General features: G+C 64.8%; 24 protein-coding genes. 8 read left to right on the plus strand and 16 right to left on the minus strand.

Translation table 11 applies throughout. The features are described from left to right. Positions 1–184 precede the first annotated feature (184 nt). Positions 185–1,162, minus strand: coding sequence for an ABC transporter substrate-binding protein (locus tag IVB27_RS20625; protein ID WP_247339652.1), 978 nt, complete (start codon positions 1,160–1,162; stop codon positions 185–187). 10 nt (positions 1,163–1,172) lie between these two features. Beyond that, on the minus strand, positions 1,173–2,210 hold the full coding sequence (gene hemH, locus IVB27_RS20630) for a ferrochelatase (protein WP_247445096.1): 1,038 nt from the start codon (positions 2,208–2,210) through the stop codon (positions 1,173–1,175). A gap of 83 nt (positions 2,211–2,293) precedes the next feature. Between hemH and IVB27_RS20635 the strand changes: the two genes are divergently transcribed. Next, a complete protein-coding gene (locus tag IVB27_RS20635) occupies positions 2,294–2,692 on the plus strand; it encodes an MAPEG family protein (protein ID WP_247445097.1) in 399 nt (132 codons plus the stop codon). Positions 2,693–2,846: 154 nt separating this feature from the next. Here IVB27_RS20635 and IVB27_RS20640 read toward each other — a convergent pair whose 3' ends face one another. Genes IVB27_RS20640 through IVB27_RS20650 form a run of 3 tightly spaced genes read right to left on the minus strand, consistent with a single transcriptional unit; the run spans position 2,847 to position 6,675 of the window. Further along, positions 2,847–3,959, minus strand: a complete 1,113-nt coding sequence (locus IVB27_RS20640) for a nickel/cobalt transporter (RefSeq protein ID WP_247445098.1) — start codon at positions 3,957–3,959, stop codon at positions 2,847–2,849. Then, on the minus strand, positions 3,956–4,594 hold the full coding sequence (locus IVB27_RS20645) for a DUF1007 family protein (protein WP_247445099.1): 639 nt from the start codon (positions 4,592–4,594) through the stop codon (positions 3,956–3,958). Before IVB27_RS20645 ends, IVB27_RS20640 begins: the two co-directional genes overlap by 4 nt. Next, the gene (locus IVB27_RS20650) at positions 4,594–6,675 is read right to left on the minus strand and encodes a M3 family metallopeptidase (protein ID WP_247445100.1); all 2,082 of its coding nucleotides are present in this window, start codon (positions 6,673–6,675) and stop codon (positions 4,594–4,596) included. The genes IVB27_RS20645 and IVB27_RS20650 overlap by 1 nt, the downstream gene beginning before the upstream one ends. A gap of 138 nt (positions 6,676–6,813) precedes the next feature. On the opposite strand from IVB27_RS20650, the gene IVB27_RS20655 reads away from it, so the two are divergent. The 5 genes from IVB27_RS20655 to IVB27_RS20675 all read left to right on the plus strand — a co-directional run bounded on the left by IVB27_RS20655 (position 6,814) and on the right by IVB27_RS20675 (position 11,616). Next, positions 6,814–7,068 carry a hypothetical protein gene (locus IVB27_RS20655; protein WP_247445101.1) on the plus strand — a complete coding sequence of 85 codons (255 nt, stop codon included), beginning with the start codon at positions 6,814–6,816 and terminating at the stop codon, positions 7,066–7,068. Between the two features lie 657 nt (positions 7,069–7,725). Then, a complete protein-coding gene (locus IVB27_RS20660; protein WP_247445102.1) occupies positions 7,726–8,868 on the plus strand; it encodes a type III PLP-dependent enzyme in 1,143 nt (380 codons plus the stop codon). Between the two features lie 143 nt (positions 8,869–9,011). Further along, positions 9,012–9,599, plus strand: a complete 588-nt coding sequence (locus IVB27_RS20665) for a GNAT family N-acetyltransferase (RefSeq protein WP_247445103.1) — start codon at positions 9,012–9,014, stop codon at positions 9,597–9,599. 136 nt (positions 9,600–9,735) lie between these two features. Continuing rightward, entirely contained in the window at positions 9,736–10,125 is a 390-nt protein-coding gene (locus tag IVB27_RS20670) for a RidA family protein (protein ID WP_247445104.1), read from the plus strand. A gap of 48 nt (positions 10,126–10,173) precedes the next feature. Continuing rightward, the gene (locus tag IVB27_RS20675; RefSeq protein ID WP_247445105.1) at positions 10,174–11,616 is read left to right on the plus strand and encodes a homospermidine synthase; all 1,443 of its coding nucleotides are present in this window, start codon (positions 10,174–10,176) and stop codon (positions 11,614–11,616) included. A gap of 66 nt (positions 11,617–11,682) precedes the next feature. On the opposite strand, the gene IVB27_RS20680 is transcribed toward IVB27_RS20675, so the two are convergent. From IVB27_RS20680 to IVB27_RS20730, 11 genes are all read right to left on the minus strand, one after another. Continuing rightward, positions 11,683–12,018 (minus strand): hypothetical protein, encoded by a 336-nt coding sequence (locus IVB27_RS20680; RefSeq protein ID WP_247445106.1) that lies wholly within the window; start codon positions 12,016–12,018, stop codon positions 11,683–11,685. A 101-nt stretch (positions 12,019–12,119) separates the two neighbouring features. Further along, the gene (locus IVB27_RS20685; protein ID WP_247445107.1) at positions 12,120–12,836 is read right to left on the minus strand and encodes an MgtC/SapB family protein; all 717 of its coding nucleotides are present in this window, start codon (positions 12,834–12,836) and stop codon (positions 12,120–12,122) included. A 30-nt stretch (positions 12,837–12,866) separates the two neighbouring features. Beyond that, positions 12,867–13,886, minus strand: coding sequence for a WD40 repeat domain-containing protein (locus IVB27_RS20690; RefSeq protein ID WP_247445108.1), 1,020 nt, complete (start codon positions 13,884–13,886; stop codon positions 12,867–12,869). Further along, positions 13,886–14,926, minus strand: a complete 1,041-nt coding sequence (locus tag IVB27_RS20695) for a CobW family GTP-binding protein (RefSeq protein ID WP_247445109.1) — start codon at positions 14,924–14,926, stop codon at positions 13,886–13,888. The genes IVB27_RS20690 and IVB27_RS20695 overlap by 1 nt, the downstream gene beginning before the upstream one ends. Before the next feature lie 54 nt (positions 14,927–14,980). Next, a complete protein-coding gene (locus IVB27_RS20700) occupies positions 14,981–15,844 on the minus strand; it encodes a metal ABC transporter solute-binding protein, Zn/Mn family (RefSeq protein WP_247445110.1) in 864 nt (287 codons plus the stop codon). Positions 15,845–15,849: 5 nt separating this feature from the next. Beyond that, on the minus strand, positions 15,850–16,719 hold the full coding sequence (locus IVB27_RS20705; RefSeq protein WP_247445111.1) for a metal ABC transporter permease: 870 nt from the start codon (positions 16,717–16,719) through the stop codon (positions 15,850–15,852). A 6-nt stretch (positions 16,720–16,725) separates the two neighbouring features. Then, entirely contained in the window at positions 16,726–17,481 is a 756-nt protein-coding gene (locus IVB27_RS20710) for a metal ABC transporter ATP-binding protein (RefSeq protein ID WP_247445112.1), read from the minus strand. Between the two features lie 2 nt (positions 17,482–17,483). After that, positions 17,484–17,708, minus strand: a complete 225-nt coding sequence (locus IVB27_RS20715; protein ID WP_247445113.1) for a hypothetical protein — start codon at positions 17,706–17,708, stop codon at positions 17,484–17,486. Positions 17,709–17,752: 44 nt separating this feature from the next. Then, entirely contained in the window at positions 17,753–18,229 is a 477-nt protein-coding gene (locus IVB27_RS20720; RefSeq protein ID WP_247445114.1) for a hypothetical protein, read from the minus strand. Between the two features lie 19 nt (positions 18,230–18,248). After that, on the minus strand, positions 18,249–18,860 hold the full coding sequence (locus IVB27_RS20725) for a permease (protein ID WP_247445115.1): 612 nt from the start codon (positions 18,858–18,860) through the stop codon (positions 18,249–18,251). Between the two features lie 215 nt (positions 18,861–19,075). Beyond that, positions 19,076–19,672 carry a superoxide dismutase gene (locus IVB27_RS20730; protein WP_247445116.1) on the minus strand — a complete coding sequence of 199 codons (597 nt, stop codon included), beginning with the start codon at positions 19,670–19,672 and terminating at the stop codon, positions 19,076–19,078. 236 nt (positions 19,673–19,908) lie between these two features. Between IVB27_RS20730 and IVB27_RS20735 the strand changes: the two genes are divergently transcribed. Together IVB27_RS20735 and IVB27_RS20740 are read left to right on the plus strand one after the other, a co-directional pair. After that, the gene (locus IVB27_RS20735; RefSeq protein ID WP_247445117.1) at positions 19,909–20,436 is read left to right on the plus strand and encodes a GNAT family N-acetyltransferase; all 528 of its coding nucleotides are present in this window, start codon (positions 19,909–19,911) and stop codon (positions 20,434–20,436) included. Positions 20,437–20,518: 82 nt separating this feature from the next. Continuing rightward, positions 20,519–21,904 carry an MATE family efflux transporter gene (locus IVB27_RS20740; RefSeq protein WP_247445118.1) on the plus strand — a complete coding sequence of 462 codons (1,386 nt, stop codon included), beginning with the start codon at positions 20,519–20,521 and terminating at the stop codon, positions 21,902–21,904. Positions 21,905–21,982 lie beyond the last annotated feature (78 nt).

The following is a 21,982-nucleotide window of genomic DNA, read 5'->3' on the forward strand; positions in this document are numbered from 1 at the left end:
GGGAATGCGACCCCACCGGTTCAGCGGTCGCGACTCACGTCGGCATTGGCGCGATTCTGCACAAGACGCAGGGAGAGGGAATGGCCGCGATTATGTATTTGCGAGGCGCTCTTGAAAGCGTGCAGGCGCAGACCTAGCGGCGGACGTTAACGAATTCAGCCATGCCAGCGGTCGCAGCCGAATTCTATTCGATGACCTCGTTCGCGGTTGCGAGCAGGCTTGGCGGAAGCGTGACGCCGATTGCCCTGGCCGTCTTCAAGTTGATCGCCAGCTCGAACTTGGTCGGATTCTGGACCGGGAGGTCGGCCGCTTGCGCACCCTTCAGGATGCGGTCGATGTAGGAGGCGGCGCGGCGGAGCTGCTCGGCACTGTCGGTGCTGTAGGACATCAGCCCGCCCTCGTCGACGAAGGTGCGGCTCCAGAACACTGCCGGCACGCCCGCTTCACCGATCGCCGCCAGGAGGTGCGCGCGGTTGGCCATGGTGAAGAAGTCCGGCAGCACCAGCAGTCCGCCGTCCTTTCGCGAGGCCAGCGCGGCGATCGAGGCGGTGTCGTGCACGGGCGCAGGCTCCACCGTCACATGGAGCGCGCGGCCCGCGTCCTCGATGGTGCGCAGCATCAGCGGCGCGAACGGCGCGGTGGCGGGATTGTAGACGACGAAGACACGGGACAGTTTTGGCGTGACCTGCGTCAGCATCTCCAGCCATTTGCCGGCCAGCGGGCCGTCGTAATCGGTGAAGCCGGTGACGTTGCCGCCGGGATGGGCGAGATTCTGGACGAAGCCCTGGCTGACGGGATCGGTGACGACGGCGAACACGATCGGGATCGTCGTGGTGCGCCGGCGCAGCTCCTCCACCGAGGGCGTTCCGACCGCAAGCAGGATGTCGGGCTTGAGCGCCACGAGTTCGTCGGCGAGTTGCGCGATGCGCGCGCGGTCGCCGCCGCCGTTACGCCAATCGATCTTGAGGCTGGCGTGCTCCTTCCAGCCATGGCCGGCGAGCGCCTCGACCAGGATGGCGCTTCGCGTCTGCCCGATCCCATCGTCGGCCGCAGTGACCGAGAGCACGCCGAGCCGCCGCGTCGCATTCGGCTGCTGCGCCAGCGCTGAAGCCGGCAGCGCTGCGGTCATCCCAAGGAGCGCCAGAATCTCGCGGCGGTTCATGGGGCGCTCCTCAGATCCAGCCCTGAAGCTCGCGCAGCACCAGCGTCCGGATCACATCCATGCCGGGATCGCTGTCGTTGAGGCAGGGGATCGCGGAAAACTGCTCGCCGCCATTGTGCTTGAATATCTCGGCATTTTCCTGCGCGATCTCCTCCAGCGTCTCCAGACAGTCGGCGGAAAAGCCGGGCGTCACGACCGCGATCCGGCGCACGCCCTCTTTCGCCAGACGCTCCATGGTCTTGTCGGTGTAGGGCTGGAGCCACTCGTCGAATCCGAAGCGCGACTGGAACGTCAGCAGCAGTTTCGTCTCGTCCATGCCGAGCCGGCGTCGCAGCGCCTCCGTCGTGGCCACGCATTGGCCCTGATAAGGATCGCCCTTGTCCACGTAGGCCTTCGGCATGCCGTGGAATGAGGCGACGATCAGCTCCGGCTTGAACGGCAGGCTCGCCAGATGCGTCTCGATCGAGGTGGCGAGCGCCTCGATATAGGCTTCGTCCTCATAGTAAGGCGGTGTCACCCGCAGCGTCGGCTGCGCGCGCAGCCGCGCAAGCACGCGAAACACCTCGTCGCAGACGGTGGCCGATGTCGCGGCGGAATATTGCGGATAGAGAGGTACGGCAAGGATGCGATCGCAGCCCTTCGCGATCAGCGCATCAACGCCCGACTTGATCGAGGGATTGCCGTAGCGCATCGCCCACTCCACCGTGACGTGGTCGCGGTCCGACAGCATGGCTCCGAGCTTGTCGCTCTGCGAGCGCGTGATGGTCTTGAGCGGCGACTCGTTCCTCTGGGTGTTCCAGATCTTGAGATAGTCGCGCGCCTTGGCGCGGGGGCGGGTGCGCAGGATGATGCCGTTCAGCACGAGCTGCCAAATCAAGCCCTGATCCTCGATGACGCGGGCGTCCGAAAGGAACTCTTTGAGATAGACCCTCACGCCCGGCGCATCGGCCGTATCAGGCGTGCCGAGATTGACCAGCAGCACGCCGACGCGCGGCAGACCGGACCGGACGGCCTGCTTCGCGGCTGCGATGGTGGCAATTGTCGTCATGTATCGTTGGGTCGCGCGTTGCTCCGAACTTGTCAAGATGAGGCCTGTTTCGCTAGGGTCGCACTCAAGCGGGGGGAGGAAAGATGACGCTCGCGGAATGGTGCGTCTTTGGAGCATTGCTGCTCTATCTGTTAACGATCGGCTCGATCAAATGGATCAGATTTCGCGGCTTCGACAATTCGCGGCCGCGCGATCCCGCCTTCTATCAGGACGCCATCGCGCAGCGCGCGCTCGGCGCGCACCAGAACGGCATCGAGACCTTTCCGTTCTTCGCCTTCGCGGTGCTGCTCGCCGAATACAGGGATTCGCCGCAGCGCCTGATCGACGAGCTCGCGGCGCTGTTCCTGATCGTACGGATTGCCTATGTGCTGACCTATCTCGGCAACCGCCCGACGCTGCGCTCGATCCTCTGGAGCATCGGCTTTGCGATCAATCTCGGGATCTTCTTCATGCCGGTGTTGAAGCGGTTTCTGCCGGTGTGACGCGCCGTGTCCCGGACGCGGTGCTGCGCGCTTGCGCTGCTCCGCAGAGCCGGGACCCAGAAGGCCACCCGCTACCCTATGGAGACATGGGCCCCGACTCTGCAGCGCACCGTCGAAGGGACGCTGCGCTGCGTCCGGGGCACGAGAGTCTTGCTCAGAAACACGTCGTCCGTTCGGCCGCGATGTAACCCAACAACAGACCCGCGCCGAACAGCAGCACGAGGCCGGCGGCGGCGAATTCGATGCCGCGCATGAACAGCGCGCCACCGCCGTCGCGCCCGGCGCTGAGGCGGGCGGCGATGTCCTTGGCGGAGACGGCGACCACCGCGATGGCGGCGACCGTGATCGCGGTGCCGAGCCCCATCAGCAAGGTCGCGGCGATGCCCGCCCAGAACAGACCCTGGGCCAGCGCGAACACCAGCACCAGGATCGCGCCCGAACAGGGACGGATGCCGACGGTCAGGATCGCGCCGAAGCCGCGTCCCCAGCCACCGGGGCCGGCGAGCTCGCTCGGCGTGGGACCGTGGGAATGGCCGCAATGCTCGTCATGGACGTGGTCATGCTCGTGGTGATGATGGGCGTGCGCGTGGTCGTGACTGTGATCATGGGGTCGGTGATCATGCGCGTCGTGATGATGGTGGCCGTGATCATGGTGGTCATGCGGCACGCCCGCGATCGCCGGCACCGGCTGAACCGCCTGGAGGGCACGGATGAAAGTGCGGCCCTTGACCCAGACCAGGCGCAGGCCGAACAGCGCGATCAGGGCATAGCTTGCGATCTCGATCGCGCCTTCCGCCTTGCACATGGTCTTGGCGGTCGCATTCAGCACCCAGGCCGAGACGCCGACGATCAGGATTGCCACCAGCGACTGCATCAGCGCCGAGGCAAACGACAGCACGATGCCGCGCCGGGCGGTCTCACGATTGGCGACGAGATAGGAGGCGATCACCGCCTTGCCGTGGCCGGGGCCGGCTGCGTGGAAGATGCCATAGGCGAACGAGATGAAGAGCAGCGTCCATACGGCCGAGCCGTCGGACTTCGCGGCGCGGATCGTCGCCGACATCTGGCGATAGAATTCCGACTGTTTTGCCAGGAGCCAGCCGATGACGCCGTTGGCCTCGGAGGCTGCTGGCTGGGTGGTGCGCGGCTCGCCGAACGGGTTTTGCGCGAGGAGATCGTGGAGCGCGGCATCGACCACGCCCGCGACCAGCACAACGGCGGCGCAGGCGAGCAGCCCGCGGGCGAGCGGGGGGAGTTGCGGCTTCAAGGGCAATCCACCGTGATCTTGTTGGCGAACATCATGCCGAAATTCGAGTTCTCGCCGTTCATGAAGGTCTGCTCGTTGAGCTTCTGGGCGGTGGCGGAGCCGTCACTGGGCCGATCAAGCTTCATCTGGCAGCCGGCGGGAGCGCCGACCAGCTTGACCGGATTGTCCTTGGCCATCTGGAAGTCGATGAAGAAGGAGCGGTCGAACACTTCGAGCACCAATTGCTTGGGCTTGACCGGATTCTTCAGCGGCAGCGTGAAGTGCAGGGTCAGGACCGTATCCTTGTAGTCGAGGAAGTAGTCGACCGGCTCCTGGAATCGCTCCTTCTTGCCGTCGGCTCGCGCAAAGGTGAAGTAGGCGTATTCCTTCAGCGATTCGACATTGGTCTGCGCCAGCGGCCCGAGCTCCTCGCGCGTATAGGCGCCCTTGGTCTTGCTCTCGAGCCCTTGCACCGCATAGGCCGAGAACATGTCGTCAAACGTCCAGGAGTGGCGGACGCCGGTGATGGTGCCGTCCTCAGCGTAGAGCAGCTCGCTCGTCGCCGTAATCCAGACATGCGGATGCGCGCTCGCCGTTCCTGCCGCAAGCGACAGGGCGATGGCGAGCAGCAGTCCGAACAGGGCACGCATGCCCATCAGGCGACCTTTGCGTCGTCGAGCAGACCGCGGCGGCGCAGCAGCGCGTCCGGCTCCGGCGGGCGACCGCGGAACGCCTCATAGGCAACTTCAGGATCGACCGATCCACCCGAGGAGTAGATGTCGTCGTGCAGGCGCTTGGCGACCTCAGGATCGAAGATGTTGCCGGCCTCCTCGAACGCACCGAAGGCGTCGGCGTCCATCACCTCCGACCACATGTAGCTGTAATAGCCCGCGGCATAATGATCGCCGGTGAAGATGTGACCGAACTGGGTCGGCCGGTGGCGCAGCGAGATCTCCTCGGGCATGCCGATCTTCTCCAGCTCCTTCTTTTCGAAGGCGCGGACATCCTGCGCGGCGGAGGCCGGCTGGGTATGGAATTCGAGATCGACCAGCGCCGAGGAGACGAACTCGACCGTGGCAAAGCCCTGGTTGAATTTTCGCGCGGCAAGGAACCGTTGCAGCAGATCGTCCGGCAGCGGCTCGCCGGTTTGGTAGTGGCGGGCGAATTGCTGCAGCACCTCGGGCCGCTCCTGCCAGTGCTCGTAGAGCTGCGACGGCAGTTCGACGAAGTCGGTGAACACGGAGGTGCCCGACAGCGACGGATAGGTCACGTTGGAGAGCATGCCGTGCAGGGCGTGGCCGAACTCGTGGAACAGCGTGCGGGCATCGTCGGGCGACAGCAGCGAGGGTTCCCCGCCTGCGCCCTTGGAGAAGTTGCAGATGTTGAGGATCAGTGGCGCGACCTCGCCGTCGAGCTTCTGTTGATCGCGCAGCGAGGTCATCCAGGCGCCGGAGCGTTTCGACGTCCGGGCGAAGTAGTCGCCATAGAATAGCGCCTTGTGCTTGCCGTCCTTGCCCTTCACCTCCCAGACCCGAACATCCGGGTGCCAGACCGGAACGTCCTTGCGCTCGGCGAAGGTGATGCCGAACAGGCGCGTGGCGCAGTCGAAGGCGGCGGCGATCATGTGGTCGAGCGCGAGATACGGCTTGATCGCAGCGTCGTCGAAATTGGCCCGCTGAAGCCGCAGCTTTTCGGCGTAGAAGCGCCAATCCCAGGAGGCGAGCTTGAAATTTCCGCCCTCTTCCGTGATCAGCGCCTGCATGTCGTCGCGGTCGGCAAGAGCGCGCGCCCTGGCCGGCTTCCAGACCCGCTCCAGAAGGCCCCGCACCGCTTCCGGCGTCTTGGCCATGGAATCCTCGAGCCGGTAGGCCGCGAAGGTCGGGTAACCCAGGAGATTGGCGCTTTCCTCGCGCAGCTTCAGGACCTCGACGATGGTCGCGTTGTTATCGTTGGAATTGCCGTTGTCGCCCCGCGCGGTGAAAGCCTTGTAGACCTTCTCGCGCAGGTCACGTCGGGCAGAGCTCTTCAGGAACTGTTCGACCGAGGAGCGCGACAGGGTGACGATGGCCTTGCCGGCCATGCCGCGTTCTTCTGCCGCAGCCTTGGCGCTGGCGACAAAACTCTCCGGCAGGCCCTGGCGGTCGGCTTCGCCGAGCTCCATGAACCACTCCTGCTCGTCGCCGAGCAGATGATGGCTGAAGCTGGTGCCGAGTTGTGCGAGCCTCTCGTTGATCTCCGCCATCCGCGTCTTGGCCTCTTCGGAGAGGCCAGCGCCCGAGCGGTGGAAGCGGGTGTAGGTGCGCTCGAGCAGGCGGAGCTGTTCCGGTGTCAGACCGAGATTGGCGCGGTTCTCGTGCAGATGGGCGATGCGGCCAAACAGCACGGCGTTCATCATGATCGGATTCCAGTGCCGCGCCATCCGCAAGGAAACCTCTTTGTCGATCTCCAGGATGGCCGGATTGGAATGCGCCGAGACGAGGTCGTAGAAGACGGAAGCGACCTTGCTGAGCAGTTTGCCCGAGCGCTCCAGCGCCGTGACGGTGTTGGCGAAGTCGGCTGCGGCCGGATCATTGGTGATCGCCGCGATCTCCGCGGAGTGATCGGCGAAGGCCTGCTCGAAGGCCGGGAGGAAGTGCTCCGGCTTGACCTCGTCGAAAGGCGGGGTCGCAAACGGTGTCACCCAGGCCTTCAGCAGCGGGTTGGTCTCGGAGTCCGTAGTTTGGCGGGGTTCTGACATCACACGTCCCGATTTTCGAGCCTGAATTGTTGCGGCCAGCTATAGCACGCGATGGGGCTTTTTTGGGCCATTTGCCCTTGCTCCCGGCCGCCTTTTCGAGGAGATTGCGGCCCTCCAAGCCTAGGGACCCCTGAGCTCATGAACGCGCCTTCCTCGTCTTCCCGTCGGATCGTCTGGCCGAGCGTCATCACTGTCATCAGCGCGGCCATCCTGATCGGCGCCGAAGTGTTCGGCGCGGCGTTTGCCGGCGGATGGGCGCTCGCGATCCTGTTCGGGCTCGGCGACCAGGGCGCACACATCCTTCAGGCCGCGCTGTTCGCGCTCGGCGTGCTCGTGATGACCGCCTTCATCCGCGCGGCTCAGCGCGTCGAGCCCTTCACGAAGCGCAGCTGACGCTTCTCACGCGCGCGAGGGACACGCGCGCGCAGAAAACTTAACGCGCGTTCATCTTTCGCGCTGCTCGCGCAATACTGCGCAAGCAGATGTTAGGCAAATCTGTTCTCAGCCTAAAAAATCTCTTGCGAACCAGAGTCAAAACACCTATTTGCGGATTGCCCAATTTCGCACGTGCCTGTGGTCGTGTGTCAGTCGGTAGGTATCCGGACAAGAGGCCGGACAGCCGCCAAGGGGTGAAGAAGCCGAGGGGCTCTTCGGAAGTGCGGAGGTCGCGAGGCCTGAGCAAACCCGGAGCGTCCAGCATCTCTCTCAAAGAGATGCCTTGTCGAAGGTGACTTCACTTTTTGCAACCGTGACTGGCAGCCGGAGGCGAACCGGCGCACCCCGCTCTCAACGGGGGACGCGACTTAAAGCAACGACGGATCGGGCTTTTTTGGTCTCTACCGGCATTCCAACGCCGGCGCGGGCTACTGAAAAGGCTTGTCCTTCATTGCCAGGTGTGCGGGCGGGAACATTTCCCAACCAATCCACGGCAGCACAGTCTGATGTGAGTCTTTGGCTCGTCGCGCCTCCATCGCGCGATCTGGCCGGAGCGCTCTTATCCGACGTCATTTTTTGAACGGATCCCGTCGCTGGGCCGTTTGGGAGAGTGCTATGACCGATCGTATCCAGGAATTCCTGCGCAACCGCCGCAAGGATGGCCTCGACACCGAGCCGTGCCTCGTCGTCGACCTCGAAGTCGTGCGCGACAATTACCAGACCTTTGCCAAGGCGCTGCCCGACAGCCGCGTGTTCTATGCCGTCAAGGCCAACCCGGCGCCGGAAGTGCTGGCTTTGCTGGCGTCCATGGGCTCCTGCTTCGACACCGCGACGGTCGCCGAGATTGAGATGGCGCTGGCCGCCGGTGCGACGCCCGACCGCATCTCCTTCGGCAACACGATCAAGAAGGAGCGCGACATCGCGCGCGCCTTCGCGTTCGGCATTCGGCTGTTCGCGGTTGATTGCGTCGCCGAGGTCGAGAAGGTCGGCCGTGCCGCGCCCGGCGCGAAAGTGTTCTGCCGCATCCTCTATGACTGCGCCGGCGCCGAATGGCCGCTGTCGCGCAAGTTCGGCTGCGACCCGGAGATGGCCGTCGACGTGCTCGACGTCGCCAAGCGTCTGGGCCTGGAGCCGTGCGGCATCTCCTTCCATGTCGGCTCGCAGCAGCGCAAGGTGAAGGCGTGGGACCGTGCGCTGGCGATGGCCTCGCAGGTGTTTCGCGACTGCGCCGAGCGCGGCATCAACCTGACCATGGTCAACATGGGCGGCGGTTTCCCGACCAAGTACCTGAAGGACGTGCCGCCGGTGGTCACCTACGGCCGCTCGATCTTCCGCGCGCTGCGCAAGCACTTCGGCAACCAGATTCCGGAGACCATCATCGAGCCGGGCCGCGGCATGGTGGGCAACGCCGGCATCATCGAATCCGAGGTCGTGCTCATCTCGAAGAAGAGCGACGAGGACGAGGTGCGCTGGGTCTACCTCGACATCGGTAAGTTCGGCGGTCTCGCCGAGACCATGGACGAGTCGATCCGCTACGCCATCCGCACCCCGCATGACGGTGCGGACATGACGCCGTGCGTGCTCGCTGGGCCAACCTGCGACAGCGCCGACGTGCTGTACGAGAAGAACCCGTATCCGCTTCCCGTCACGCTCGAGATCGGCGACAAGCTGCTGATCGAAGGCACCGGGGCCTATACGTCGACCTACTCGGCGGTGGCGTTCAACGGCATCCCGCCGCTGAAGACCTACCACATCTGATTTGCCACATCTGATCCGCCTCTGATCTGAGGCCTGACGAACCCGGGAGCCGGCTTGCCGGCTCCCTCCCTGACATTTCGATCTGACGACGTCTTGGACAGGCGTGCTTCTCGCACGTCGGTTCAAGCGGGGACTGACGCGCCATGACTGCTCTTCGGAAGACACAGGTTGACCTCTCTTCGAAAGCCGCTCCGTTCGCGATCCGCAGCGAGCGTGCTGCCGACGTTGCGATGCGTGAAGCGCTGCTGGATGCCAGCTTTGGCGAGAACCGCCATGGCCGCACCTGCCAGCGCCTGCGCGACGGACGCGCACCAGCCGCGGGGCTTGCCCTGTCGGCAATGCGCGGAGGGACGCTCGTGGGAACCGTGCGGCTGTGGCACGTCAGCGCTGGAGGCAGGCCCGCTCTGGTCCTCGGACCGCTGGCGGTGGACCCTGCCTGCCGCCAGCTCGGGATCGGCGCCGCGCTGATGCATCAAGCGCTGGCCGCCGCCCGGGCGCGCGGGCATGCCGCTGTGATCCTGCTCGGCGACGCCCCTTATTACGCCCGCTTCGGCTTCTCACCCGCGAAGACTGGCGAGCTGTCGCTGCCCGGCCCGTTCGAGCGCGACCGCCTGCTGGCGATCGAATTCACGACGGGCGCGCTGGACGGCGCTGCCGGGATGATCGTCCCGACCGGCGCGGCCTTGCCCAAACGCCGGGCGGCTCGCGCTCTCCAGGCGCACGCGGCTTAAGGGATTGCCGTCTTGGCGACGACCCAAGCCGCGGTCGTGCCCACGCCCGCGCTGACGCCTGCCCCTTTGGGGTTGCGCGGGCCCGAGAAACGCCCTTTAACCCGCGGAAACGCCCCTTTCAGTCGAGGCTGAACCGATGTCCCGTCGCCTGATTTCCACCGGCTCCCCGTTCGAGAAGACCGCCGGCTACAGCCGCGCCGTGATTGACGGCGAGTTCGCTTTCGTCGCGGGAACCACCGGCTACGACTACACCACGATGACGATGCCGGCCGATGTCACGAGCCAGTCACGCAACTGCTTCAAGACCATCGAAGCTGCCCTGAAGGAGGGCGGATTCGAGATGGCCGACATCGTCCGCGCGATCTACTACATCACCGACATCAAGGACGCAGACGCACACTTCGCCGTCTGCGGCGAAGTCCTCGGCGATATTCGCCCGGCCGCAACGCTTCTCGTCGTCTCGGCACTCTACAAGCCCGAGATGAAGGTCGAGATCGAAGTGACCGCGAAGCGCCGCGGCGCCTGATCCATCCCTCACCCCTTGTCTGCCAGTACTTTCCGGAGAAACCATCCCATGAGTCCCGCCTCGCAGATCTACGCGAAGATTACCGGTCCTGTCGTCATGGTCGGCTTCGGCTCCATCGGCAAAGGCACGTTGCCGATGATCGAGCGGCATCTCGATTACGACAAGTCGCGCATCACCGTGATCGATCCCAAGGACGAGGGCCGCAAGGCACATTGCGAGAAGCACAATGTAAAATTCATCCAGCAGGGCGTGACCAAGGACAATTATCGCGACCTGCTGACCCCGCTTCTCACTGAAGGCGGCGGCCAGGGCTTTTGCGTCAATCTCTCGGTCGATACCGGCTCCACCGACATCATGGAGCTCTGCAACGAACTTGGCGCTCTTTACATCGACACCGTCAACGAGCCCTGGCTCGGCTTCTATTTCGATTCGTCGAAGGGCCCGGAAGCGCGCTCCAACTACGCCCTTCGCGAAGCAACGCTGGCCGCCAAGAAGGCGCGCCGCGCGGGCTCGACGACGGCCGTCTCCTGCTGTGGCGCCAATCCCGGCATGGTCTCCTTTTTCGTCAAGCAGGCGCTGCTCAACGTCGCCGCGGATCTGAAGCTCAATGCTCCCAAGCCGAAGACCAAAGCCGAATGGGCGGATCTGATGCGGCAGGCTGGCATCAAGGGCATCCACATCGCCGAACGCGACACCCAGCGCTCCAAGACGCCGAAAGAGCCTGATGTCTTCGTTAACACCTGGTCGGTGGAAGGCTTCCTGTCGGAAGGCGTGCAGCCGTCCGAGCTCGGCTGGGGCACCCATGAAAAATGGATGCCCGAGAACGCGCACACTCACGAAGCCGGCTGCGGCGCCGCCATCTATCTGATGCAGCCCGGCGCCAACACGCGCGTGCGCACCTGGTGCCCCACCCGCGGCGCGCAGTACGGCTTCCTCGTCACCCACAACGAGTCGATCTCGATCTCCGATTACTTCACGGTGCGTGACGGATCGGGCACGGCAATCTATCGGCCGACCTGCCACTACGCCTATCATCCGGCTGACGACGCCGTGCTGTCGCTGCATGAAATGTTCGGCCGCGCAGCGAAGATGCAGGAAAAGCACCACATCCTCGATGAGAACGAAATCGTCGACGGCATCGACGAACTCGGCGTGCTGCTGTTCGGCCATGACAACAATGCCTACTGGTACGGCTCGCAGCTCTCCATCGAAGAGACCCGCAAGCTTGCGCCGTATCAGAACGCCACCGGCCTGCAAGTGACCTCCGCCGTGCTCGGCGGCATGGTGTGGGCGCTGGAAAACCCGAACGAAGGCATCGTCGAAGCCGACGAGATGGATTTCGATCGTCTGCTGGAGATCCAGATTCCGTATCTCGGCCCGGTAAAGGGTTTCTACACCGACTGGACGCCGCTGACGGATCGTCCGGGACTGTTTCCGGAGGACATCGACACGAGCGATCCGTGGCAGTTCCGGAATGTTCTGGTGCGGTGACAACCCAGCCGTCATGCCCGGGCTTGTCCGGACAAGCCCGGCCATGACGCTGCAACTACGAGTTCGCTATTTCTCTTTGATCGGCGGCGCGATCTTCTCGGCAGGTGCCGGCGGCAACGCTGGCTTAGCCGCGCCCGCCGCGCCTTGCGTCTGAGGATCGGGCCGCGCGGGCTCCGGGGCCGGCGTGGTCGGCCGATTACCGCCGGGCCTGGCTTCCGCAGGCTTGTTCTGATCGTCCGACGGCGCGCCCTGGAGTGGCTGCGTCGCCTGCGCCGTCTGCATGCGGATCTCGGCGCGGATTTGCGCCAGCGACATGCCTGACACCACGACGCCTGCTGCGAACAGCGAGCACGCGATGATCAGGTCGAACTTCAGTCTGCGCTTGTCACTATTGCCGGTCATATCGATCACCGCAGTTGTCCGCGGTATCAACGAACTTGCCCCACCCCGGTTCCGCTGCCGGAAAGGCGGGAACCTGCCGCCCCTGAGCCAAAACGCCGCGCTTACTCCGTGGTGCTGACTTCCCACGTCGCATGCCGCACGCCGGGCAAGTGCTGGAGATCGGTCGCCGCCGTGTTCAGTTCGTTAGGATCGACCGCTGTCGCGACCAGCTTTGCGACGATCTCCAGAATGTCGTCGCCGATCTCGACCACGTGGACGTCGGCTACCGGATATTTTGCGGCCTCGAGTTTCTCGACCAGGCGGTCGCGCATGTCGGGCAAGACGTCGGCCGCGACCGCGAGCTTGAAGTAGTAGGTCGCCTCGGAGGCCTTCTCGTTCAGCGGGATGCGGTTGATGGCGTTGACCAGCGGGCGCAGCATGGTGTTGCCGGCAATCACGAACACCGTCAGCGCCGCGGCCTGCGCGACCATGTCGGCGCCAGCGCAGGAGCCGACCGCGGCCGAAGCCCACAGCGTCGCCGCGGTATTGAGCCCGCGCACATCCATCCCCTGCTTCATGATGACGCCGGCGCCGAGGAAGCCGATGCCGGAGACGACGTAGGAGATCACCCGCACCGCACCGTCAGCGCCGGTCAGGTGCATCGCGAGATCGACGAAGGCGGCGGCGCCGACCGCGACCAGCACATTGGTGCGCAGGCCCGCGGTGCGCTGGCGATACTGCCGCTCGGCACCGATCAGCGTGCCCAGCACGAAAGCCGTGAACAGGCTGACCAGCGTGTCGGCAAAGTCTGCAATCTGGAAGGTCGTTAGAAACCGCATGGCCCCATCTACGGTCAGAACGATGACGGCTTAAAGCTCCAGAAGCCCGCCGTCCCCATTTTCATCCGCGAACGCCAACTGAGTCCCCTTGGCGTTCCAGGCGAGCGCAGCCATGGGCGGGGTGCCATTGCGGCGAACCAGGATTTCCGCGCCGTCCTCCAGCCGCACCATCAGCACGGTGCCGTCGCTGTAGCCGGCGGCCAAGATGTCGTTCTTGGGGTGACAGGCAACCACCGACACGCGGGCCTGCAACGGCGCGAGCATCGCAGGCTCCTTGCCCATCGGGCCGTCCTTGCTGGCGAACGGCCACAGAATCACGGTGTCGGCGCCCGAGGTCGCCAGCGCCTTGCCGCCCGCGCTCCACGACATCGAGCGGACGCGTCCGGGATAGCCGGTCATGCGCATGTGCCTGTTGTCGGCGAGCCGCCAACCGTGCAGCGCTGACTCATGCATCGTGGTGACCAGAAATTTGTTGTCCGGGCTGAAGGTGACGCCGAGATGCGAACCGGCCCAGGGCAGGAATTCGGCCGACGCCGCCATGTTGGGAAACCACAGCGTCGCGCCGTTGTAATGGGCGATCGCGAGCCGCAGGCCCTTCGGTGCGAACGCAAGCCCGCCGACGGTCGAGGGCACATCGATCGACTTCTCTTCTTGCTTGCCGCTCTTGACGAAAGCCGTCTTGCCGGCCGACCAGGCGTAGGCACCGTCCGGATGCAGCGCCACCGCATCGATCCAGCGCCGCTTCGGGTCGGTCGCAAGCAGCGTCACCGCGCCCTTGGCGTCGAGCGACACAACCTTGCCGTCGTCGCCGCCCATCACGAGGCGCTTGCCGTCGGAAGCGGTCGAGAGAATGCCGCCGCTGTGCACGGCGACCGTGCTGATCTCGCCCTGGCCATCCACGAACGCGACGTTCTCCTCGCCGCCGACGAAGGCGGCGCGGTCGCCAAGGAAATGGGCCGCGGTCACGCCCATGCCGAGCGCAACCGGCTTGACGCGGTCGGTGACGGAGACGATCGAGGCGGAATCGGGGGCCGGCGTGAACTCTTTCATCACGAGACGATGCAGCTCTCAAAACCCTGGCGAATGAGATCTTGGGGCAATTCGCGGCCGATGAAGACGAGGCGGCTCTCGCGCGGCTCGCCGTCCTTCCACTTCCGCTGGTGGTTGCCCTCCAGCATCATGTGGACGCCCTGAAAGACGTAGCGGTCGTCATCGTCATGGAAAGCGAGGATGCCCTTGGAGCGCAGGATCTTGCCACCCTCCACCTGCACCAGGTTCTGGAGCCAGGGCATGAACATGTTCGGGTCAAGCGGCTTGTCGGTCTTGAGCGAGAGCGACTGCATGTCCTCGTCGTGATAATGCTTCAGGCCGTGGCCGTGATCATGGTGGTGATGGTCATGCCCGTGATGATCATGGTCATGGTCATCACCATCGGCCTTCAGGAAATCCGGCTCGATGTCGAGGATGCGGTCGAGGTCGAACGCACCGCGATCAAGCACGTCGGCCAAAGCTACCGAGCAGCGCTCGGTGCGATGGAGCTTCGCATAGGGGTTGATGCCGCGGATGCGGGCCTCGACCTCGGCAAGCTCGGGCTTGGTGACGAGATCGGTCTTGTTCAGCACGATGACGTCGGCAAAGGCGATCTGGTTCTTGGCCTCGGGCGCGTCCTTCAGACGGTCGGACAGCCATTTGGCGTCCGCAACCGTCACGACCGCATCGAGCCGCGCGTTCTTCTGCACGTCCTCGTCGACGAAGAAGGTCTGGGCGACGGGCGCCGGATCGGCAAGGCCGGTGGTCTCGACGATGATGGCGTCGAACTTGCCCTTGCGCTTCATCAACCCGTCCAGGATGCGCACGAGGTCGCCGCGCACGGTGCAGCAGATGCAGCCGTTGTTCATCTCGAACACTTCCTCATCGGCGCCGATGATGAGGTCGTTGTCGATACCGATCTCGCCGAATTCGTTGACGATGACCGCGTATTTCTTGCCGTGGTTTTCCGACAGGATGCGGTTCAAAAGCGTGGTCTTGCCGGCACCGAGATAGCCGGTCAGGACGGTCACGGGAATTTTCTGAGAGGTCGCTTCAGACATAACAACTCCGGACTTCGGGCTTTACGCGCGACGCGAGGCGGGGTGGCCCCTGCCCTAGTGGTCAAGCGCGCTGGTCAGGGCCTTTATATTGTGCCTGACCATATCAATGTAAGTGGGTCCAGGCCCCTTTTCGCCGGTCAAACCGTCCGAAATCAGGGTCCCGCCGACTTTTGAGCCGGTCTCCGCCGCGATCCGCCGGATCAGCCGGTCGTCACTGATATTTTCCAGGAACACGGCCGGGATTTTTTGGGCCTTGATCTGGCTGATGATGGTAGCGATGTCCCGCGCACTGGGCTCGGTTTCCGTGGAGACGCCCAGGGGCGCGATGAACTGGACGCCGTATTCGGCGGCGAAATAGCCGAAGGCGTCATGGGTCGAAATCACCTTGCGCCGCTCCGGCGGGATCTTGGCAAGGGCCTCGCGGACCTCGCGGTCGAGCATTTCGAGCTTTTCCAGATAGGCCTTTGCCTGGGCGCGGAAGAATTCCCCGTCGTCGGGGTCGGCCGCAGCCAGCGCATCGGCGATGCCGGTGACGTAGATCTTGGCGTTGGGAACGGACTGCCAGCCATGCGGATCCGCGGCCGAGCCGAGCTTCAGCGGCGCGATGCCGGCGCTTGCGGTGACCACCTCCGCCTTGGCTCCGGAGGATTGCACCAGGCGCGGCAGCCAGCCCTCGAGGCCGAGCCCGTTGACGATGACCAGTTTCGCGTCCGCGATCCGCTTCGCATCACTTGGCGCCGGCGTGTAGACGTGGACGTCGCTGTCGGCGCTGACCAGCGTCGTCAGATTGATCCGGTCGCCGCCGACATTGCGGACGAAATCACCGAGGATAGAGAAGCTCGCGACGACATTGAGCCGCTCCGCGGCGTGCAACGGCGAGGCGATCAGCAGCAACGCAAAGAGCAGAAGGAAGCGCATCGCTGTCACGCTTCCAGATGCCGGCCGGGAAACATCTGCCTGACAACACCGCCGACGCGGCCGAACAGGACGGAGACCATGTAGAGCGCGCTCGCCACCAGAATGATCGCAGGGCCCGACGGCACGCGGGTCTGAAACGACAGCACGAGGCCAGCATAGCCGGAGACGGCGGCAGCGACGACCGCAATGCAGATCATCACCGTGAGATCGCGCGACCAGAACCGCGCGATGCCGGCCGGCAGGATCATCAGGCCGACCGCCAGCAGGGTACCAAGCGCCTGAAAGCCATTGACGAGATTGATGACGACGAGCGCGAGGAAGGCGAGATGCGCAGGTCCGCCGGCACGACTGACGGTGCGCAGAAATAGCGGATCGACACTCTCGATCACCAGCGGCCGGTAGATCACCGCGAGCACCAACAACGTCACTGTGGCGTTGAAGGCGACGACCAGCAGCGTCTGGTCGTCCATCGCGAGAATGTTGCCGAACAGCACGTGCAGCAGGTCGATATTGGTGCCCTTGATCGAGACGATGGTCACGCCCAGCGCCAGCGAGGCCAGATAGAAGGTCGCGAGCGAGGCATCCTCCTTCAGCCCGGTCGAGCGCGCGACGAGGCCTGCGAGGATCGCGACGGCAAATCCCGCAATCAAGCCACCGGCCGTCATCGCGAACAGGTTGAGACCTGACAGCAGGAAGCCGACCGCCGCGCCCGGCAGGATCGCATGCGCCATGGCGTCGCCGACGAGACTCATCCGCCGCAGCATCAGGAACACGCCGATCGGCGCACCCGCGAACGACAGCGCGATGACGGCGGCAAGCGCGCGCCGCATGAACTCGAATTCGGTGAACGGGCCGATCAGCGCGTCATAGATCATCGGATATCAAGCCGCCCGCGAGCGGGCATCATCGGCCGAACAGGCGGCGGCGCTGTCGTCGAAGGCTTCGCACATCCGCATTGCGACGATCAGGTTTTCGGGCGTCAGAACCTCCGCCGTCGGTCCCCACGCCACGGGGCCGCGCGCCAGCACCAGCGTCTCGCTGAAATGGTTACGCACCATCTCCATGTCGTGCAGCGCGGCGAGCACGGCGCGGCCTTCGCCGTGCCAGTGCTTCACCAGCGCCAGCAGATCGACCGTGGTCTTGCTGTCGATGGCGTTGAAGGGCTCGTCCAGCACGATCAGCCGCGCGTCCTGGAGCAGCACGCGCGCGAACAGCACGCGCTGCATCTGGCCGCCCGAGAGTGTGCCGATCGGGCGGTTCTCGAAACCGTTGAGACCAACGGAAGCGATCGCGCGGAGGATCTTTTCGCGCGCGGCCTTGCCGATGCCGCCGAACAGGCCGGTCCCACGCCACAGCCCGGTGCCGACGAAGTCCAGCACCGAGATCGGGAAGCTGCGGTCGATCTCCGCGCTCTGCGGCAGATAGGCGATATCGCGGGAGTCGAGCCCGCCGAGACGGATGCTGCCGTCGAGCGGCCTGAGAATACCGACGATACCGCGCAGCAGCGTCGACTTGCCGGCGCCGTTCGGGCCGATCACGGCCAGCAGCGCGCCCGGCGCGACCTCACCATTGAGGTGGTGCACGGCCGGATGCCGGTCATAACCGAGCGTGACATTGTGGAAATGCAGTCCCGCCATCGTCACCTCATCGCCAGCCACACGATGCCCCACAGCACCGCGCAGACGGCAAGCGCGGCCGCGAGGCGGCTGGCCATGGTCATGCGCAGGATCGACCAGTGCGCCGCCTGGGCCGGATGCGGCACTGCTGCGTCATGGACATGGGCGTGCGTATGGTCATGCCCATGGGAATGGGCGTGGTCATGGGCGTGGCCGTGAGGCTGGGTGTGGGACGCGGCGGGAACCATCCGAGAACGTTATATTATAACATTACCCCTGTCCACGCCCCGGCTCAGGGCTTGCCGATCACCATCGCGATGGCGGCGGCCACGAAGGGGAACGGCACTGAAACCGCGCAGCGGAACCAGACGAAACGGGCCGGCATGAACGGGATTTCCCACAAGATCACGCGCTGGAAGGCGAACAGCGCCCACGCGACGACATAGGCGACCACCTGCGGGACGCCGCCGCCCGACTTCAGCGCCACCGTACCAACGGAGAAACCGATCACCGGGCCGCCGGGCGTCGCGGCCCCGGCAACCACGGCGGTCGCGACCCCGAGCCAGCCGCTATCGGGGCCGAGCCAGCCGCTGATCACCTCCTGCGGGATGATGGCGGCGATGTAGCCGGAGCCGATCACCCCGAGCGCGATTCGCGGCACGATGTTGATGAAGTCCATGGAGCCTTCGCGCAGCGAGGCCTTGAACACCGGAGGCCCGCGGCGGAAGGCGATCAGGCCGACGCCGAAGACCGAGCCCCACAGCAGCATATCGATGAGAGCGCCGCGCTCACGTCTCGTCGTCCTTCATGGCCGGCTTCGGATAGAGCCGGACATAGACAAAGCGGCCGAGCGCGCCGGCGAGCACCGGCAGCGGCAGCGAGATGATGATGCGCCACAGCGTGAAGTCGGTGCCCATGATCGGGATTTCCCAGGCCACCGCCCGGCCATAGCCGATCAAGGTCCAGCTCACGACCATGGCGATGACGGCACCGAAATCGGCGCCCACGGCGAGCAGCGCGCTCGCCACCGGATAGGCGGTGAAGGGACCGCCCGGCAGGATCGCGCCGAAGGCGGTGCCGATCAGAAGGCCCTTCAGGCCGGATTTCGGCCCGAGCGCGCGCGAGACCTTTTCGTGCGGCAGGATTTCCGAGATGAACGCGCCGAGCAGGCAGCCGGCCAGCACCCGCGGCAGGATGCCGCCGAACAGCGAGAGATCGTGGGTGAGAATTTCGAGAACGCCGTCGGTGCCGTCACGCCGCCAGACCAGCGCCGCGCTCACTGCCACCAGCACCGCGATCATGATTGTCGACCAGCCGATCGGCTTGCGCACGCGGCCCGGCCGCGGCTCGGACTCCACGTCGTCGGCGGGCGGCGGGTCTTTCGGGGAAGGTTCTGACAACGGGCTCGTTCGGCTCGAGGGTGATGCCCGTCCTGATTAAGGACGCCGTCCTCGCGATGCAAACATTACCGGCGGCGGGAGCGTTGCGCCCCCTGCGCAGAGCCATGCGAGGCGAACCGCGAATTCCGCAAAGCAAAAAGGCGGCCGCGCATGCGACCGCCTTTTCGATTCCGTCATTCCGGAGCGGCAAAGCCGACCGCGGAATGCGTGAAGCCTCAGGCCTTGTCGAACAGCGACTCGACGTATTCCCAGTTCACGAGGTTCTCGACGAACGCCTTGAGATAATCCGGACGACGGTTGCGATAGTCGATGTAGTAGGAGTGCTCCCAGACGTCCACGCCGAGGATCGGGGTGGCGCCGTGCACCAGCGGATTCTCGCCGTTCGGGGTCTTGGCGATCTCCAGCTTGCCATTCTTGACCTGGAGCCAGGCCCAGCCCGAGCCGAACTGACCGACGCCCGCCGCCTGGAAGTCCGTCTTGAACTTCTCGAAGCCGCCGAGGTCCTCGTTGATCTTCTTCTCGAGCTTGCCCGGCAGCTTGGTGCCGCCGCCATTGGGCTTCATCCAGCTCCAGAAGTGGATGTGGTTGTAATGCTGGCCGGCATTGTTGAACACTGCGGGGTTCTTGCCGAACGAGCCCTTGACGATCTCCTCAAGGGACTTGTCTTCCCATTCGGTGCCCTTGAGCGCGTTATTGCCGTTGGTGACATAGGCCTGATGATGCTTGTCGTGGTGGAATTCGAGCGTTTCCTTCGACATGAATTGCCCGAGGGCGTCATAGGCGTAGGGGAGTGGGGGCAGCGTAAAGGTCATGGGTTGTTGTCCGCGACTGATGGGGGAACGAGACTTAACGGTCAACCTTATAGAAGGTTCCTTTGCCGTTAAATACCGCGAATTTGCCAAAACGGGTGATGCGGACGCTTGGCCCGATTGCATAAAATCGTCGCAAGGATCTGGGGCGTTTCAACCGGGCCTTAAAATGTCATTGCCTTTGAGGTGCTTATGGCAGAACGAACGCACTGACAGGGCGGAGATGCAAAGAGAGAGCCATGAGCATCGAGATCGACATTTTGAACGGCGACGCCTCGTGGTCGATGGCGGAGCCGCTGCACAACGCGGTCTGGCCGCGCCACGCCGTCGAGAAGCAGCCCTGGGCTCACGTCAAATGGGCCAATGCCGACCTGCGCGTGCTGATCGAGACGCCCGAGGATGGTCTCGTCTGCCATGTCGGCATCTACTTCCGGACAGTCAGCTGGAACGGGCAGAAGGTTCACGTCGGCGGCATCGGCGGTGTCTGCACCCGCGAGGACCGCCGCGGCCGCGGCTATGCGACCGTGGCGATCGACGCCGCGGTGCACACCATGCGCGCCAACGAGGCGGTCCGCTTCGCGCTGCTGTTCTGCGAGCCGCATAATTTTGCGTTCTACGAGGCTCGCAAATGGAGGCCCTTCACCGGCGAGGTCTATTGCGAGCAGCCGGAGGGACGGATCCGGTTCACCCACATGGCGCCCTACGTCTTCGACATCGTCAGCGCGCCGACCCTGGGCACCATCGACCTATGCGGCCTGCCGTGGTGAGCCCTGCGTGACGGCAGGTTGGTGCCGGCGCCGCACGCGCTATAATATGTCGAATATCATCTAATATTCCGCGCGGTAACACATGACGATCGACGCCTCCGTAGACGCCGTGCCGCCGCGTGCCCCGGTCGCCTCCTCAATCACCAGTCTTTTGACGGCACCGATCCTGCCGACGCTGCTGCAGCTCGCGATTCCCAACATGATCGCGATGGTCGGCAGCACGCTGGTTGCGATCGCCGAGACCTCCTATATCGGCCGGCTCGGCACCATTCCTTTGGCCGCCATCGCGCTGGTGTTTCCGTTCGCGATGCTGACGCAGATGATGAGCGCGGGCGCGATGGGCGGCGGCGTCTCGTCCGCGATCAGCCGTGCGCTCGGCGCGGGAGATCGCGACCGCGCCGCGACGCTGGCGCTGCATGCCGCCATCATCGGTCTCTGCGGCGGGCTGTTCTTTACGGTAATGATGCTCGCCTTCGGCCGCTCGTTCTTCATGCTGCTCGGTGGGCGCGAGCGCGTGCTCGAGGAAGCCAGCGGCTATTCGCAAATGCTGTTCTCAGGCGCGGTCGCGATCTGGCTCGTCAACACGCTGGCCTCGGTGATCCGTGGCACCGGAGACATGCGCCTGCCCTCGATGACCCTGATCGGGGCGAGCGTGCTCCAGATCGCGCTCGGCGGCACGCTCGGGCTAGGCCTGTTCGGCGCGCCACAATTCGGCATGCCCGGCGTTGCCGCGGGCCAGCTGGTCGCGTTCAGCTGCGCCGCGATCTTCTTGCTCTGGTATCTCCTGTCCGGGCGCAGCCGGCTGCCGCTGAAGGTCCGCGCCTTCCATTTCGAGCGCGCAATGTTCTTCGACATTCTCAAGGTCGGGGCGGTGGCTTGTCTGTCGCCGCTCCAGACCGTGTTCACCATTTTGATCTTCACGAGGATTCTCGCCACCTTCGGCACCGAGATGCTCGCCGGCTACGGCATCGGCTCGCGCCTGGAATTTCTGCTGATCCCGATCACCTTCGCCTTCGGCATCGCCTCGGTCCCGATGGTCGGCTTGGCGATCGGCGCGGGGCAGTTGAAACGCGCGCGGCGCGTGGCCTGGACTGCAGCTGGGGCCTCGGGACTCACAGTCGGCCTGATCGGCCTCGTCATCGCGCTCGAGCCGTCGCTGTGGGTCGCGCTGTTCACGAGGGATCCCGGCGTTACCGCCGCGGCGCACAGCTACTTCCACTGGGCCGGCCCGGCCTTCGTGTTCTTCGGTATCGGCGTGTCGCTGTATTTCTCCTCGCAAGGCGCGGCGCGCGTCGGCGGTCCCGTGCTCGCCTCCACCGCGCGGCTTCTGATCGTCGCGATCGGCGGCGTTGGCCTCATGATGGCGCAGGCCCCGGCCTGGACCCTGTTCGCGCTGATCGGCGGCGCCATGGTCGTGTTCGGGCTTTCGACCGCGGCCTCGGTCGCCTTCGTGCGCTGGGACAAATGAGCGCAGGTGAATAAGCGGCGGCAAGTAAGCGCAGGAATGTGATTCCATCCAGCGTTGCACTATCCCGTCAGGCTGCTA

The sequence above is a fragment of the Bradyrhizobium sp. 197 genome, from assembly GCF_023073375.1.
In the GTDB taxonomy this organism is placed as follows: Bacteria; Pseudomonadota; Alphaproteobacteria; order Rhizobiales; family Xanthobacteraceae; genus Bradyrhizobium.

What these genes read in the sequence shown, in the direction of transcription:
- IVB27_RS20625 (WP_247339652.1), bottom strand. Translation starts at nt 1,162, where the DNA reads ATGAACCGCCGCGAGATTCTGGCGCTCCTTGGGATGACCGCAGCGCTG.
- hemH (WP_247445096.1), bottom strand. Translation starts at nt 2,210, where the DNA reads ATGACGACAATTGCCACCATCGCAGCCGCGAAGCAGGCCGTCCGGTCC.
- IVB27_RS20635 (WP_247445097.1), top strand. Translation starts at nt 2,294, where the DNA reads ATGACGCTCGCGGAATGGTGCGTCTTTGGAGCATTGCTGCTCTATCTG.
- IVB27_RS20645 (WP_247445099.1), bottom strand. Translation starts at nt 4,594, where the DNA reads ATGGGCATGCGTGCCCTGTTCGGACTGCTGCTCGCCATCGCCCTGTCG.
- IVB27_RS20650 (WP_247445100.1), bottom strand. Translation starts at nt 6,675, where the DNA reads ATGTCAGAACCCCGCCAAACTACGGACTCCGAGACCAACCCGCTGCTG.
- IVB27_RS20655 (WP_247445101.1), top strand. Translation starts at nt 6,814, where the DNA reads ATGAACGCGCCTTCCTCGTCTTCCCGTCGGATCGTCTGGCCGAGCGTC.
- IVB27_RS20660 (WP_247445102.1), top strand. Translation starts at nt 7,726, where the DNA reads ATGACCGATCGTATCCAGGAATTCCTGCGCAACCGCCGCAAGGATGGC.
- IVB27_RS20665 (WP_247445103.1), top strand. Translation starts at nt 9,012, where the DNA reads ATGACTGCTCTTCGGAAGACACAGGTTGACCTCTCTTCGAAAGCCGCT.
- IVB27_RS20670 (WP_247445104.1), top strand. Translation starts at nt 9,736, where the DNA reads ATGTCCCGTCGCCTGATTTCCACCGGCTCCCCGTTCGAGAAGACCGCC.
- IVB27_RS20675 (WP_247445105.1), top strand. Translation starts at nt 10,174, where the DNA reads ATGAGTCCCGCCTCGCAGATCTACGCGAAGATTACCGGTCCTGTCGTC.
- IVB27_RS20680 (WP_247445106.1), bottom strand. Translation starts at nt 12,018, where the DNA reads ATGACCGGCAATAGTGACAAGCGCAGACTGAAGTTCGACCTGATCATC.
- IVB27_RS20685 (WP_247445107.1), bottom strand. Translation starts at nt 12,836, where the DNA reads ATGCGGTTTCTAACGACCTTCCAGATTGCAGACTTTGCCGACACGCTG.
- IVB27_RS20690 (WP_247445108.1), bottom strand. Translation starts at nt 13,886, where the DNA reads ATGAAAGAGTTCACGCCGGCCCCCGATTCCGCCTCGATCGTCTCCGTC.
- IVB27_RS20695 (WP_247445109.1), bottom strand. Translation starts at nt 14,926, where the DNA reads ATGTCTGAAGCGACCTCTCAGAAAATTCCCGTGACCGTCCTGACCGGC.
- IVB27_RS20700 (WP_247445110.1), bottom strand. Translation starts at nt 15,844, where the DNA reads ATGCGCTTCCTTCTGCTCTTTGCGTTGCTGCTGATCGCCTCGCCGTTG.
- IVB27_RS20705 (WP_247445111.1), bottom strand. Translation starts at nt 16,719, where the DNA reads ATGATCTATGACGCGCTGATCGGCCCGTTCACCGAATTCGAGTTCATG.
- IVB27_RS20710 (WP_247445112.1), bottom strand. Translation starts at nt 17,481, where the DNA reads ATGGCGGGACTGCATTTCCACAATGTCACGCTCGGTTATGACCGGCAT.
- IVB27_RS20715 (WP_247445113.1), bottom strand. Translation starts at nt 17,708, where the DNA reads ATGGTTCCCGCCGCGTCCCACACCCAGCCTCACGGCCACGCCCATGAC.
- IVB27_RS20720 (WP_247445114.1), bottom strand. Translation starts at nt 18,229, where the DNA reads ATGCTGCTGTGGGGCTCGGTCTTCGGCGTCGGCCTGATCGCCTTCCGC.
- IVB27_RS20730 (WP_247445116.1), bottom strand. Translation starts at nt 19,672, where the DNA reads ATGACCTTTACGCTGCCCCCACTCCCCTACGCCTATGACGCCCTCGGG.
- IVB27_RS20735 (WP_247445117.1), top strand. Translation starts at nt 19,909, where the DNA reads ATGAGCATCGAGATCGACATTTTGAACGGCGACGCCTCGTGGTCGATG.
- IVB27_RS20740 (WP_247445118.1), top strand. Translation starts at nt 20,519, where the DNA reads ATGACGATCGACGCCTCCGTAGACGCCGTGCCGCCGCGTGCCCCGGTC.